Genomic DNA, 13,521 nt, shown 5'->3' on the forward strand with positions numbered 1-13,521 from the left:
AGGTTCTTGAAGAGTTGTAAATCCTCAATGGTATCCATGTTACTCAATAAAAAGGCATCCTCTGGTTGAATACTTGTTAGAAGACTTTGGATTAATCCAAAATCTGAAAAATCAATGGTTTGAATCATAAAAGTGGCTTTACACTTATTTTTTAAATAGGTCATAAACTGGTTTGGATCATAGCTTAAATGTACATCTGAAGGAACCATTAAAACCACTTTAGCGGGATTGACTGAAAGGAGCCCCATGACCTCAAAAATAGGATGATGTGACAACTTGACATAGAGTGTATTAATCATTTAGACCTCTTTTCATTTCAAAAGTTTATCCAAAAATAGAAAGGACAAAGTGAATAATTGACTGGAAGGCATATGAGATCCTGTAAGCAAGTGCTGGAAAGAACCATGTACATATGACCCAGAGGTTCCAAGCGATAAACAAGGTACCGAGTACTCCTAAACCGTTTGATCGGCGCATACTTCTTGTACGTCGAGGTTGCTTTTCTACCAAACCTTCCCTTTCGAGTGCTTTCATTTTACGTTTAAATTCTCTTTGTGTTTTTGTCAAAAGTAAGACCTCCTGTCAAAAAAATGCTCAATAAATCATAAGTCAATAATTTAATAAGATCTCAAGGTTCAAACGACATCAGGACTAGAAAAACTCAATAAATCTCACAGCCCCTTTAAAATTGGCAATATCTTCATCATTGACACTCAATAGTTTTGTACTTGCTGCTCTAATAACATACACAGTACCTGAAATTGCCATTTCATCTATTACGATATTTGGTTCTTCGTAGTCATCTGTGGTTTTAATTAAAATATATAAGCCAGAACCAATGTTGTGCTGGGTAAAATGGCTTCCTAAATAATTTTCAAGGTCGGCGATTGTTTTAACATCAACTTCGTTGAAAACGGGTGCAGAATAAGGTTTTTTTTCAATAAAACGAATCATGCATATACTCCTTTACTTTATCTTATAAGGTTATTATATCTGAATTTTGCGGAACTTCCAATTATTGATTATTCGCCCACAAAGCCATCACCATCACCATCTACCATATAGCGGTAAAGCCAAAAGGTTGACTTAATAGGCATTTTATAACCTGCTGCCTTGGCTTCCTTTGTTGAGATAATGCCATTGTGATTGGTATCTATTTTAGCAATTGTCTCTGATTCGTCAAATAATTGATTCATGGATTGAGTTTCTTCTAATTTCATATTGGCTATCTCAGGGTCTATATTATCAAATTCTTCGACAATTTGTCGCTTGTTGAGCTTGTATTCAATATGATAATGAGTTGGAATCTGAGTATCAGAAGATGCATAAGTTATGATGGCATAGAAGTCTCTACAACCATTTGCGTCGCGAATGACTTTTTCCATGTAGGCCTGGTCACCGTGACGATTAAGTATGCTGTCTTGAGGCGTAATATTATAAGCGTTAGACACACCTCCGAGGGAGTCTGCAATGACATGTCCTTGATCGAGGTCAGAACGCTCTGTTCCGGGAACACGAGCTTCGTCAGAATAATACCTACCAGAGGGCAAAACAGGCTCTTTTCGATCGTCCTGTAGGATTATTTGAGCGGCATACACATAGACCAGCTGTCCATAGGCGTTTGTAAAACCCCAGTATTCACGATTGCCATAACCAATGTCAACTGCGACGTTGGCTTGGCGCATGCCAGACAAGTCTCCACCTTCAACCTCAAGAATTGGATATACTTTGTCATTGAGCGTTATTGAATCGTCATTGACGACAACGTGTGGGTTACTTGCCGTGTTCTCGCTGGAGACAATTGCAATTACGCCGTTGCTAAAAAAGAGAGAATCCTTTGCCAAGGGCAAAATTGAGAAGGCTATGATTAATATGAGTAGGCTAATGGAGATTTTAGTGTATTTCATTTGTGGTTCCTTTCATTTATGGCTTTTGATGTTTTATGAAAAACTTTGGGGTTAAAATGGGGTTAACTCGATGAAATTGAGCAATAAAAAAGCTCCTAGCGAATCGCTAGAAGCCAGTCATACGAGTGGAGCCGACTAAGAGACTTGAACTCTCGACCTACGCCTTACCATGGCGTTGCTCTACCTACTGAGCTAAGACGGCACATCCTCATACATTATAAAAGAAAATGATGGATTTGTAAATATCTTTTTATTCACCAATTTGAAGTGCCTTGTTTAGTTCAGTCTCAAAATATAGGTTTGCATGTTCATAAATGCTTGGATCATCAAACACATTAAGGACATCGCCCTTTTCGTTAAAATAAGTGAGCATCGCCTTGCTGAGTGCAGCTGTAATTGGTGTTTCTTCATGAACAGAAGCCTCTTGATAATATACTTTTAAACTTTCAGGTACTCGGTGATTGTCATCCAGCATATCATAAGATGAGGGTACAAGTAATCTATAGTAGCACATATTTAGTAACCCAGATAAGTTCATTCTCAATGAATTATGCAAGTCTTGTGTGCTTTCAAACAAAGACTCATAGTAATAAGTTCTCTGAAACAATTCATCTACAGAAACATTTAAAGATTCTTCAGCGAATAGGGGGGATTTGATTTCGTTTACCATAACTTCAAGATAGGCATTGAGGGATTTTGATGTATATTTACCGTACTTTTCGAGCATGTAAACATAGTCAGGATAAGTGTAAAACAATCCTTCAGATGACATTAAACCGTACCCCTCACCAAAAAGGGCATTCAAATAGGCTTTAACATCAGCATCCTTAACCAGACCTAGGATGTCCTGCTTTTGAATGCCCATGAATAGAGAATCACCAGTGGTCTCGTAAAGCTTATCAGCGACATCGTATAGTACCGTAAAGTAGGTCTCAGAATCACTGCCATAAAAGACGCTGTCTCTATCGGATGCAGACATATCTAACTGTACAATCCAATCCTGCATCATTTGATTTGCCAGAGGACCGGATGCGAGTTCGATATTTTGGTCAATATAGACAGAGAGGTCTGATAATGTTGGAGATTCGCTTAAGAAGGCTGCATAAGCATCCTCTGGAGAGCGTTCGGGTGTTGATTGCGTATTTTGAGAATCACTGCTAGTGACGTTATCCGATTGAGCCGTAACAGAGTCACCAGGACTTTGATCTGTATTTTGGGTATCAGTGGCCTCTGGGCTCATTGAGCAACCTGAAAAAATGAATAGACATAATAATAAGAACAACCAAACCTTGCGCATAATGCACCTCTCATCATATTAATTAGCTGTAAAAACCTTCCCCAAGGACCTCACGCACATTCGAGATCATAACGAATGCGTCCTTGTCGATTTCTTTAATGAAACTCTTTAGTCTTATAAACTCTTTTTTGTCCATAACAGAAGTCACAATTTCTTTGTTGGACATGGTATAAGCACCTTTTGCAGTATATATTGTAGCACCTCTTTCAATATTTTCAACTATATATTTTTGAATTTTATCAGATTCTTTTGAAATGATAGAGACGCTGACTTTAACGGTAAAGCCCTCAATGACATTGTCTATGACCACCCCGTTTAGAACGATACCGAGAAGCGCATAAATCCCTAGATTTAGGCCAAAAGTAAGGCCTGCCAAAACCACAACAATAAAATCTGCCATGAGAAGCGATTTGCCAATATCTAAGTGAAGAAATTTATTGAGAACCTTGGCAATAATATCGGTGCCTCCAGTGGAAGCGTTTTGATTAAAGACAATGCCAAGACCTACACCTTGGATCAATATGCCCACAATGAGATTTACGAGTAGATCATCAGCCAGTGGACCACTTAATTTAAAAAATGTATCGAAAAAGTAAATGACCCCAGTGAGTAAAAAGCTGGCATAGATGGTCTTTGCACCAAATTGGGGACCGATTGCGATAAAGCCCACAATAAAAAGTATAATATTTAACACCAAGAGAATAATGCCAATGGGAAGCATCGGAATCAAGTGATTAATCACCATTGCAAGTCCAGTGATGCCACCAGTGGCAAGGTTGGCTGGAATGAGGAAAAAACAAATGCCGATTGCAACAATAATAACGCCAATTGTGGTCATGAAATAGTCTCTGATAAGACGCATAGCTACCTCCATTTTATGATAAAATTATTAGTCGATCTAAGATTTATTTAGAGACTATACCCATTATAGTGACCCTTAATTGTAAAAGCAACAGATATACCAATTAATAAATAAAATTAATTGGTTGCAAATGAAATGAAGGGTATAAATAGAATAGAGATTATAAGGAGGGTTTTATATGGAAAAATTACAACTTGAAAAAATAAAACTTGATCAGCTTAAAGCATTTCTTGACCTTGTGGAAATAAGGACCAAGGTAGCAAGCATTTTTCCTTTTCTCATTGGGACACTTTATGCGATTACGCGATATCATATGTTCAATCTCACGAACGCACTGTTAATGTTCTTCTCCTTACTTATGATTGATATGGCCACCACTTCAGCCAATCACTATATGGATTATAAAAAGGCGATTCTAAAAGAGGGCTATCACTATGAAGAACACAATCCCATTTCCAGAGCAGTTCATAAAGTCCAACATGCCAAATGGGTTATCCTTATCTTGGTGAGTATCGGTGCATTTCTAGGCCTAATACTAGCGGTGCAAACGGATTGGATTGTACTTTGGATTGGCTTATTCTCTTTTTTATGCGGTCTTTTATATTCTTTTGGGCCAGTACCAATCTCGAGAACACCTTTGGGAGAAGCCCTAAGTGGTTTTTTTATGGGTGTTGTGATCGTTGGTCTTTCGGTTTATATCCACATCATTCCGCTTGGACTCGTAAACTACAAGCTTTCATTCAATGAAGCCATTTTCTATCTTAATTGGAGAGAACTCGTTAATATTACAGTGGTTGGACTCCCCATGATGTTTATGATTTCAAACATTATGCTTGCAAACAATACCTGCGATATGGCAGAGGATTTGGTCAACAAAAGGATGACTTTACCGATATTAATTGGTGAAGAGCAGGCAACAAAACTCTTCCTTTGGGCAGTTTATGGTGCCTATGCTGGTGTCATTTTTGGCATTATGATCGAAGCACTGCCTGCTATTCAAGTGGTTTCACTGGCGACATTCCCTATTGTAAGAAGCAATTCATGGCGGTTCGTTGAACACCCAGACAAGGCAGAGACGTTCATATTAGCGGTTAAGAATCTTGTTTTGTTTTCAAGTGTTTACATTCTTGGTTTTTTACTTTATGCAGTTCAACAGATTCTTTAGTGATAAAATCTACAATAAATTTTGTACGGACCTCCAATATCATTTTATTGGGGGTTTCGTTATAATTAGGATTAGAAAATAGAATGACCTTGAGTCGAATGGAGGATGCACATGGCTAATGTAACACTTAAGAATATTAATAAAATTTATGAAAATGGCTTTCATGCTGTAAAAGGCATCGATCTTGAAATTGGTGATAAAGAATTTATGATATTGGTTGGGCCATCAGGCTGTGGTAAAACAACAAGCCTTAGAATGATTGCGGGTCTTGAAGAAATCAGTGAAGGTGAACTTATAATTGGTGATAAGCTCGTTAACGATGTAGCACCAAAAGACAGAAATATCGCAATGGTATTTCAGAACTACGCTTTATACCCACACATGTCGGTTTATGACAATATGGCATTTGGCCTTAAACTTAAAAAGACACCAAAAGAAGAAATTAAGCAACGTATTGAAAAAGCGGCAAAAATTCTTGGTATTGAGCAACTTTTAGACCGTAAACCTAAGCAATTATCTGGTGGTCAGAGACAAAGGGTTGCGCTTGGTCGTGCGATTGTAAGAAAGCCCGAAGTATTCTTAATGGATGAGCCGTTGTCAAATCTCGATGCAAAATTAAGGGTTCAAATGAGAGCTGAGTTAATTAAACTTCATAAGGACCTTCAAACGACGTTTGTTTATGTTACACATGACCAAACTGAAGCCATGACAATGGGAACTAGAATTTGTGTTATGAATGAAGGTAATATTCAACAAGTAGCTGATCCTAAGACGATCTATAATCATCCTGCCAATATGTTCGTTGCAGGCTTTATCGGTGCTCCTCAGATGAACTTTATCGATGGTAAACTCGTAGAGAAAGATGGTAAAGTTTATGCTGAAATCGATGGTACTGACATTGAGCTTGATGCTAAAAGTGCAGATAAGGTAAAAGCTGGCGGTTACTTAAACAAAGATGTTGTTGTTGGGGTTAGACCGGAAGATATTAAGGTTGTTGATAATGGCCTTAAAGTAAAGGTAGAGGTTACGGAATTACTTGGTAGTGACTTAAATGTTTACTTCACATTTAGAGGCAAACAGTATATTGCAAAAGAAGATGGTAACGTTGAACTTGAGTTCAACCAAGAAATTTTCGTGTCATTTGACTCTGCAAAAATTCATTTATTTGATAAAGAGACTGAGAAATCAATTTTATTATAAAAGACAGTATTTTAAAGACATTAAAATTAGCCCTCACTCACATTTAAAGATAAAAAACCTTACAAAAAGGACAGCCCAATTGGACTGTCCTTTTTTCCCGAAATACACCACTTGACCTAAGTTTATAATATGCAATTGGTGTTTATTAAGACTGATATTATGCTAAAATAAAATAAGAGAATGATGACCGTTGAGATATAAATAGGGGGAAATTATGATTAAGAACCTGTGCTCTGAGATTGAGACCATTTTAAATTGCAAAATTGAAATCGTAAAAGATGAAAAAAATAAGGCACCACAAGCCAAAGCGAAATTAGGTAATCTAATAGAGCATACCCTCATCTCAGAAGTTGATGGTTTTGAGATCTTAGTGCATAAAAAAATGTCAGAGGTTGAGAGAAATTTAGTTTTGGCGTGGTTCCAAAAGGGTTTGGCACAAACTCAAGCTGAGACTACAGCGTATCAATTACTCATTGATTCTGAAGCCTATAAGCACTATCATAAAACTTTGACATTTCCAATGAAACTATGGCAAATCCACTACAAGGATAATCTTGAAGAGCTTATGGAAGTGCTAAATTCAGTATTTGGCGATGCGATAAAAGTGCCTATGAGTGCCAAGGAGATTGTTGTGTTTGTGACAGATACTGAACTTACACCCTACGACCTTCTAGATATGATTGAAGCTGAGGCTTTTACCAGTGCCAAAATTACTGTGGGGAATACGCTCAATCAAGCTTCGGAGGTCTCTGAGGCCTATCTTCAGCTTTCTGACTTGATGCAACTGGGGAAACATTTGAAGCAAAATGCAAAGGTGATCACATATGAGAGTCTGATTTTGCCATTGTTAATTCAAAGATTAAAGCATCCAGAGGCCCAGAATGAAATGAATCCATCCGCCTTATTAGCTGAAGTTATGAGATATCAGCTAAAAAGTGTTGGTGATGAAGAGCTTGAGGAAACGGCAATGCAGTTCTTTGAGTCCAATTTGAACATCACTGAAACTGCGAACAAGTTGTTCATTCATAGAAATACACTCATCTATCGTCTCAATAAACTCGAGACCATCACCGGATACGATATCCGAAAATTTAATGATGCCATCAACTATTATTTAAATTATTTGGTGGATAAAATCTGATATAGGGGTAAAGATAGAGTAAATAGTCAGCGATGTGGAGGTCAACATGCGAAAAATACTATATGCTCAAAAAATAAAACAAAGTCTAAAACGCTTTAAACAAACCAAAAAAGTAAGGTATATGAGAAGAGTAGATGCCAATCAGAGGGTTAGACCCCAAACGGAACCTTTCCTTTATGGTGTAGCAACCAGTGCATTTCAGATCGAAGGTAATCTGAACGCCGACGGTAGAACACCCTCCATTTGGGAGCCCTTCTGTGAGATAAAGGGAAAGGTCTTTGAAGGGCAAACAGGTGATGTCGCTTGTGATCACTACAGGCAATATAAGGATGACGTTGCTCTTATGGACTGGTTGGGCGTTGATGCCTATCGTTTCTCGATTTCCTGGTCAAGAATTTTTCCGGAAAAACACAAACCCAACCCAAGGGGACTCCAGTTCTATCTCAATTTGATTTCAGAGTTAGAAGACAAGGGTATAAAACCCTGTGTTACTTTATATCACTGGGATTTGCCAATTTGGGCCCAGAGAGAAGGTGGCTGGACCAACCGAAAATGTGTTAATTGGTTTTTAGAATATGCAAATTATATTTTTGATAAGTTGGGAAATCGCGTCAATATGTGGTTTACCCACAATGAACCCTTCTGCAGTGGCATTTTGGGTCATACTTTAGGCATGCATGCACCTGGCTATGAAAGTGTCAAAGATGGATTCTTAGCGGTACATCATATCTTGCTGTCTCATGGTAAGGCAGTAAGACTTTTTAGAAGCAAGCAGTTAAAGGGACAGATTGGTATTGTTTTAAGTGTGACGCCACTCTATCCTGACAGCGCATCTCAGGCAGACTATAAATCAACACACTTTGCAGATGCTGTTTCACATCGAATGTTTCTCGAAGCCCTTTTTAAGGGGACATACCCTAAGGAAGTCACGACCTTGGTCAATCGATTGACCAGGGGTAAATTGAAGCTCCATCCAAGAGACCTGGAAACCATATCAGAACCCTGTGATTTCTTGGGCATCAATTATTATACCAGAGGTCTGATAAAGACCAAGCAAGGTGGGATTGGCTACGAGGCTGGTAAACCTAGGGTACCTGTGACAGATATGGGGTGGGAAGTTGTTCCTTATGCGCTTAAAGCCATGATTGAAAGAATTCGAGAAGACTACACCAAAATACCGATTTACATTACAGAAAATGGTGCTGCATATCCTGATGAACTTGAAAAAGACTATAGGATACACGATGATCATCGTGTGGCATATTTAGAAAGACATCTTGAAATGGTGAACATGATCAATGCAGAAGGTGGTGATATTAGAGGATACTTCCTTTGGTCACTTCTCGATAATTTTGAGTGGCAGGAAGGTTACTCTAAGCGATTTGGTTTATTCTATGTGGATTATAAGACCCTAAAGCGTCATCCCAAGGACAGTGCTTACTTCTATATGGAATATATCCGAAAGCACAAGACAAGCCCTGAAACTTAAAATGTTTGTTCATGTATGACGGACAAATTGAAAACACTTCAAAATTAGGTCAACAAAATATTAAAAATAATTAACAAACGCCTTGACAGCAGATTTTATCATTGCTATAATCCAATACAATAACCAAATTTCGAAAACTCAAATGCACTGATGGAGAAAAAAGATTATGAAACCGTCTCAGAAAGCTGGTGGTTGATGCAAACCAGTACGATTTATAATTATAACTCACTCCTGAGCAACAAATCTGAAACCAGTAGGATTTGTCGGCACGTCCCGTTATAGGCGATTGAATTCATAATCCATGAGATTATTATTCAGGTGTAAAGAGGTTTCTAATTTGAGACAAATAAGGTGGTACCGCGAGGAGATATCCCCGTCCTTATAAGCAAAGGCTTATGAGAACGGGGTTTTTTGTATCTATAGGCATAAAGAAATGAACGGGGGGAAGAAGATGAATCAGTATGTTTTATCGGTTATCGTAGAAAATGAACCAGGAATACTAAGTCGTGTGGCGGGCTTATTTAGTAGAAGGGGTTATAATATCAAGAGCCTTTCAGTGGGTGAAACTGAAGACCCTAAGATCTCGAGAATGACCATTGTCGTCACTGGTGACGGTCAAATCGTAGAACAGATCAAGAAACAACTTCAAAAGCTTATTGATGTTATTAAGATTAGTGAGCTGGAACCTGAAGCATCTGTATATAGAGAGTTGGCTTTGGTTAAAGTTATTGCAAATGAACAAAACAGACCCTCTATTCTTGAGGTCGTTGAAATATTTAGAGGCAAGGTAATAGATATCGCGAAGGAAAGCTTAACGGTTGAACTTACAGGCGATCAGCATAAGATAAATGCCTTTGTGGATTTGATGATGGCATATGGTGTCAGTGAAATGGCGAGAACGGGTGTGACCGCACTTGCTCGATTCAACAACTAAGATTTCAAGTACGAAGACAATAAGACATTAAGACAATAAGATACGAAGATATTTAGTTACCAAGTTACTAAGTTATGAAATGGAGAGATCTTTATTTAAAGATGGTGGATTTGGATTGCTGAAGAGCGTGATAGCCCTAAACGAGGTTGGATTAGATAAGTACAAGAGGTTGGATTAGGAGTGATTGAGATGATAAATGTAGCAGAAGCAATGATAAAATGTCTTGAACATGAAGGTGTAGATACGGTATTTGGATATCCGGGTGGTGCGATTTTACCCATATATGAAGCCTTGAGAGGCTCTAGTATAAAACATATTTTAGTAAGAAATGAACAATCGGCGGTCCATGCGGCAAGCGGATATGCAAGAGAGTCGCAAAGGGTGGGGGTTTGCATATCCACTTCTGGTCCTGGTGCGACCAATATGATTACAGGAATTGCAACGGCATATATGGATTCAATTCCCCTAATTGCTATAACTGGTCAAGTGAGAAGGGACTATATTGGGAAAGACGTATTTCAAGAAGCAGATATAGTGGGCGCAACGGAACCTTTTACCAAGCATAACTTTCTCGTGACTTGTGCTGAGGATATCCCCACGGTCATGGCTAAGGCGATTAAAATTGCCACTACAGGTAGAATGGGACCGGTCCTTATTGATGTGCCAAAAGATATCCAGTTGACGTCAATTGACTTCAAGCATATTAAGCATGTTGAAATCTCAGGCTATAATCCAACCGTAATCGGACATACTGGACAATTGAAACGCATCATAAAACGCATAAAATCTGCACAGAATCCTGTGATTATTGCGGGTGGCGGTGTTTTGCTATCGGGTGCAAAGCAGGCTTTAATAAGACTCGCTGAACTTAGAAAAATACCTGTCATTAATACAATGATGGGCATAAGTTCATTTCCTATGGAATCCCCATATTATTTGGGGGTTATTGGTTATCATGGAGATGAAATATGTGATCAAGTGGTTAAAAGCGCAGATTTAATCATCATCATTGGGGCGAGAATGTCAGATCGTGCCACTAAAAATTTTAGTCTTATTAGGCCAGAAGCCAACTTGGTCCATATTGATATTGATCCATCTGAGATTGGGAAAATAGTCAATTATCAAATTCCAATTGTTGGAGATGCCAGAACGATTCTTGACCATATTAACGAAAAACTCACACCATATGAAGGTGCGTATTGGATAGAGTCAATGACAAGCGACCATCAAGCTATAAATGGGGATGAAGAGATAGACAGGGGGGTCAATCCTAAACGATTTCTAAATGAAATTACCAAGCGATTGACTAAGGATGCTGTTATTACAGCGGATGTTGGACAAAATCAAATCTGGACAGCCAAGCATATCAAGTATGCATACGATAGAAAATTTTTGAGTTCTGGTGGACTTGGGACCATGGGCTATAGTTTGTCGGCAGCAATTGGTGCCAAACTCGCTTCACCGGATAAAATGGTGGTTTCAGTAATGGGTGACGCTGGAATTCAAATGCTTTTGGGTGAGCTTGGGACACTTGCAGAAATAAAACACAAGGTAATCATCATCATTTTAAACAACAATCTTTTGGGCATGGTCCGCGAGCTTCAAGACAATGCCTATGGCAACAAGAGTCATTTTGGGATACATTTTTCCATATCACCTGATTTTGTAAAGATTGGTGAAGGCTATGGTATCAAGGGCAGGATGATTGAAAGCAATTCTCAAATTGAATCCGCTCTTGAGGAAGCCTTCGCCAGTGAAACATCCTTTATCATTGATTGTCGAGTAAGTCCTGAGGTGGATTCGCTTTAGAGGAGGGCTTGTAAAAAGTTTTGTTAGATTTTTAAGGAGGTAGGCCATGAAACAAGAAATAACCATCCGTGAATCCCTCAATCCTGGAGATCTTGGTTATTTAACCTATTTGCATGCTAAAATTTATAAGAATGAGTGTCAGTATGACCTTGAATTTGAAGGCTATGTCTGTAAAACATTTTATGATTTTACAAAGAGATATTCAGCTGATCATGACCGGTTTTTTATAGCAGAACAAGATGGCGTTATTGTAGGCAGTATTGCGATTTTAGGGCATAGCGACAATGAGGCACAGCTGAGATGGTTTCTTGTTGAACCCAAGTTGAGGGGGCTGGGGCTTGGTCAAACCCTTTTTAAAAAATCAATGGCATATTGTAAGATGAAAGGCTATGGCAAGGTTTGGCTGCTAACAACTTCTGATCAGGAGAAGGCTACTTCGATCTATGAGAAAGAAGGTTTTAAACTGATTAAAGAAAAAGCACAAACCATGTGGGGACGAGTTCTTTTAGAGAGAACGTATGAATTGAATCTATAACGAATAAAGTGCGACGTTAAATCAGCAAGAGCAGATTTTTAACAGTCGCACCTTTTTTATGGGATATAGGATGGTTTATAGAATGCCAAGCTCTTTCTTGGCGATTGGCAAACGCTTATAATAAGCATCATAAAACGATTCACCTTCATCGGGATTCAAATCATAAAAGCTGTGTATAAAGACCTCATTCAAGGCCATTATTTCTGACTCATCTCTTACGAATTTCATTCTAAAAGTAAATGCCTTAATAACCTGATGCCAAGAGAGTAAAAAGGCTTTGTTTTCTTTGTAGTTTTCTATGCCAATCCACTTTTTAACTTTGATTTTAGAGAGCTTAGGCTTGACACAGGCGTTTGTCTGAAGAATATATTTAAAGTCATCTGATTCATAAACACGTGCAAGTGGAAAAAGTCTGCAAATACTGGGCCTATGCGCATGAATTTGACATCGTTCATCTGGGCCTAAAAATTGACATTTGAGGGTACTTGGAGACATTTTAAGGTGGGGTTGACCTATCTTTTGCTCAATAATAATCTCAATTTTATCGCCTAAGAGGGCTTCAAAACTCAAACTGAGAGCATGTTTAATTTCGTATAGATCAAAGGGTGTCAGGGTGACGAGATCACCAACATCTTGACAGCATGCACTACAATCTTCGCAACCATTTGTATCTGCCCTGACCATATCGTTTATATCATAAAAATGTCCATCAGAGATATTCTCTAAAATAATATTGGATTTCATAAATTTACCTACCAGAATTATTTGTTTACAAGTCGATTTAAGTTTAATCAGATAATGGTGAAATGTCAATCCTATGATAAAATAAAGATAAAAAGAGTCGAGGGAGCTTGCCATGAAGCAAATAGATGAAATATTGTCAAAAATACTTGAATTTAGAGATCAGAGGGACTGGAAGCAATTTCATACTACGGAGAATCTAGCTAAATCGATTGCCATTGAAGCGGGAGAATTGTTAGAGCATTTTCAATGGGGTGATCTAGTTGATGAAGATGAGCTGAAAGATGAACTTGCTGATGTTTTGATCTATGGGTTTTTACTTGCAGATTCTATTGACGCAGATATTGAGACGGTTATCTTAGAGAAGTTAGAACGCAATAAGGCGCGTTTTCCAGTGGCACAGGTTAAGGGAAACTCCGGGAGATATACTCGGGTGGACTA

Annotated in this window: 14 protein-coding genes, 1 tRNA gene and 1 other annotated feature; of the genes, 8 read left to right on the forward strand and 7 right to left on the reverse strand. The window is 38.3% G+C overall.

Going from position 1 to position 13,521, the window contains the following annotated elements:
• The 6 genes from AC220I_RS10620 to AC220I_RS10645 form a co-directional block, all read right to left on the reverse strand.
• On the reverse strand, positions 1 to 299 hold a 299-nt coding region (locus AC220I_RS10620; RefSeq protein ID WP_486723804.1), incomplete at its 3' end, for a hypothetical protein.
• 352 nt (positions 300 to 651) lie between these two features.
• Positions 652 to 954 carry a hypothetical protein gene (locus AC220I_RS10625; RefSeq protein ID WP_486723805.1) on the reverse strand — a complete coding sequence of 101 codons (303 nt, stop codon included), beginning with the start codon at positions 952 to 954 and terminating at the stop codon, positions 652 to 654.
• Between the two features lie 68 nt (positions 955 to 1,022).
• Positions 1,023 to 1,907, reverse strand: coding sequence for a DNA/RNA non-specific endonuclease (locus AC220I_RS10630; protein ID WP_486723806.1), 885 nt, complete (start codon positions 1,905 to 1,907; stop codon positions 1,023 to 1,025).
• Positions 1,908 to 2,033: 126 nt separating this feature from the next.
• Positions 2,034 to 2,109, reverse strand: a tRNA-Thr gene (locus AC220I_RS10635).
• Between the two features lie 48 nt (positions 2,110 to 2,157).
• Entirely contained in the window at positions 2,158 to 3,147 is a 990-nt protein-coding gene (locus AC220I_RS10640) for a hypothetical protein (RefSeq protein WP_486723807.1), read from the reverse strand.
• Between the two features lie 79 nt (positions 3,148 to 3,226).
• Positions 3,227 to 4,066, reverse strand: a complete 840-nt coding sequence (locus AC220I_RS10645; protein ID WP_486723808.1) for a YitT family protein — start codon at positions 4,064 to 4,066, stop codon at positions 3,227 to 3,229.
• A gap of 178 nt (positions 4,067 to 4,244) precedes the next feature.
• On the opposite strand from AC220I_RS10645, the gene AC220I_RS10650 reads away from it, so the two are divergent.
• The 7 genes from AC220I_RS10650 to AC220I_RS10680 all read left to right on the forward strand — a co-directional run bounded on the left by AC220I_RS10650 (position 4,245) and on the right by AC220I_RS10680 (position 12,339).
• Positions 4,245 to 5,231 (forward strand): 1,4-dihydroxy-2-naphthoate polyprenyltransferase, encoded by a 987-nt coding sequence (locus AC220I_RS10650; RefSeq protein ID WP_486723809.1) that lies wholly within the window; start codon positions 4,245 to 4,247, stop codon positions 5,229 to 5,231.
• A 111-nt stretch (positions 5,232 to 5,342) separates the two neighbouring features.
• A complete protein-coding gene (locus tag AC220I_RS10655) occupies positions 5,343 to 6,431 on the forward strand; it encodes an ABC transporter ATP-binding protein (RefSeq protein ID WP_486723810.1) in 1,089 nt (362 codons plus the stop codon).
• 214 nt (positions 6,432 to 6,645) lie between these two features.
• Positions 6,646 to 7,572 (forward strand): PucR family transcriptional regulator, encoded by a 927-nt coding sequence (locus tag AC220I_RS10660; protein WP_486723811.1) that lies wholly within the window; start codon positions 6,646 to 6,648, stop codon positions 7,570 to 7,572.
• Positions 7,573 to 7,618: 46 nt separating this feature from the next.
• Complete coding sequence (locus AC220I_RS10665) at positions 7,619 to 9,061, forward strand: GH1 family beta-glucosidase (protein WP_486723812.1); 1,443 nt, start codon at positions 7,619 to 7,621, stop codon at positions 9,059 to 9,061.
• 138 nt (positions 9,062 to 9,199) lie between these two features.
• Positions 9,200 to 9,445, forward strand: a binding site (T-box leader).
• A 67-nt stretch (positions 9,446 to 9,512) separates the two neighbouring features.
• Positions 9,513 to 9,995, forward strand: a complete 483-nt coding sequence (gene ilvN / locus AC220I_RS10670; RefSeq protein WP_486723813.1) for an acetolactate synthase small subunit — start codon at positions 9,513 to 9,515, stop codon at positions 9,993 to 9,995.
• 189 nt (positions 9,996 to 10,184) lie between these two features.
• Complete coding sequence (ilvB, locus tag AC220I_RS10675) at positions 10,185 to 11,804, forward strand: biosynthetic-type acetolactate synthase large subunit (protein ID WP_486723814.1); 1,620 nt, start codon at positions 10,185 to 10,187, stop codon at positions 11,802 to 11,804.
• A gap of 46 nt (positions 11,805 to 11,850) precedes the next feature.
• Positions 11,851 to 12,339 (forward strand): GNAT family N-acetyltransferase, encoded by a 489-nt coding sequence (locus AC220I_RS10680; RefSeq protein WP_486723815.1) that lies wholly within the window; start codon positions 11,851 to 11,853, stop codon positions 12,337 to 12,339.
• 75 nt (positions 12,340 to 12,414) lie between these two features.
• Here the strand turns inward: AC220I_RS10680 and AC220I_RS10685 are convergent, their stop codons facing one another.
• Positions 12,415 to 13,083, reverse strand: a complete 669-nt coding sequence (locus AC220I_RS10685; protein WP_486723816.1) for a YkgJ family cysteine cluster protein — start codon at positions 13,081 to 13,083, stop codon at positions 12,415 to 12,417.
• A gap of 112 nt (positions 13,084 to 13,195) precedes the next feature.
• On the opposite strand from AC220I_RS10685, the gene AC220I_RS10690 reads away from it, so the two are divergent.
• Positions 13,196 to 13,521: nucleotide pyrophosphohydrolase (locus AC220I_RS10690; RefSeq protein WP_486723817.1), on the forward strand; the 326-nt coding region annotated here is incomplete at its 3' end.

The organism is Fusibacter sp., from assembly GCF_057447755.1.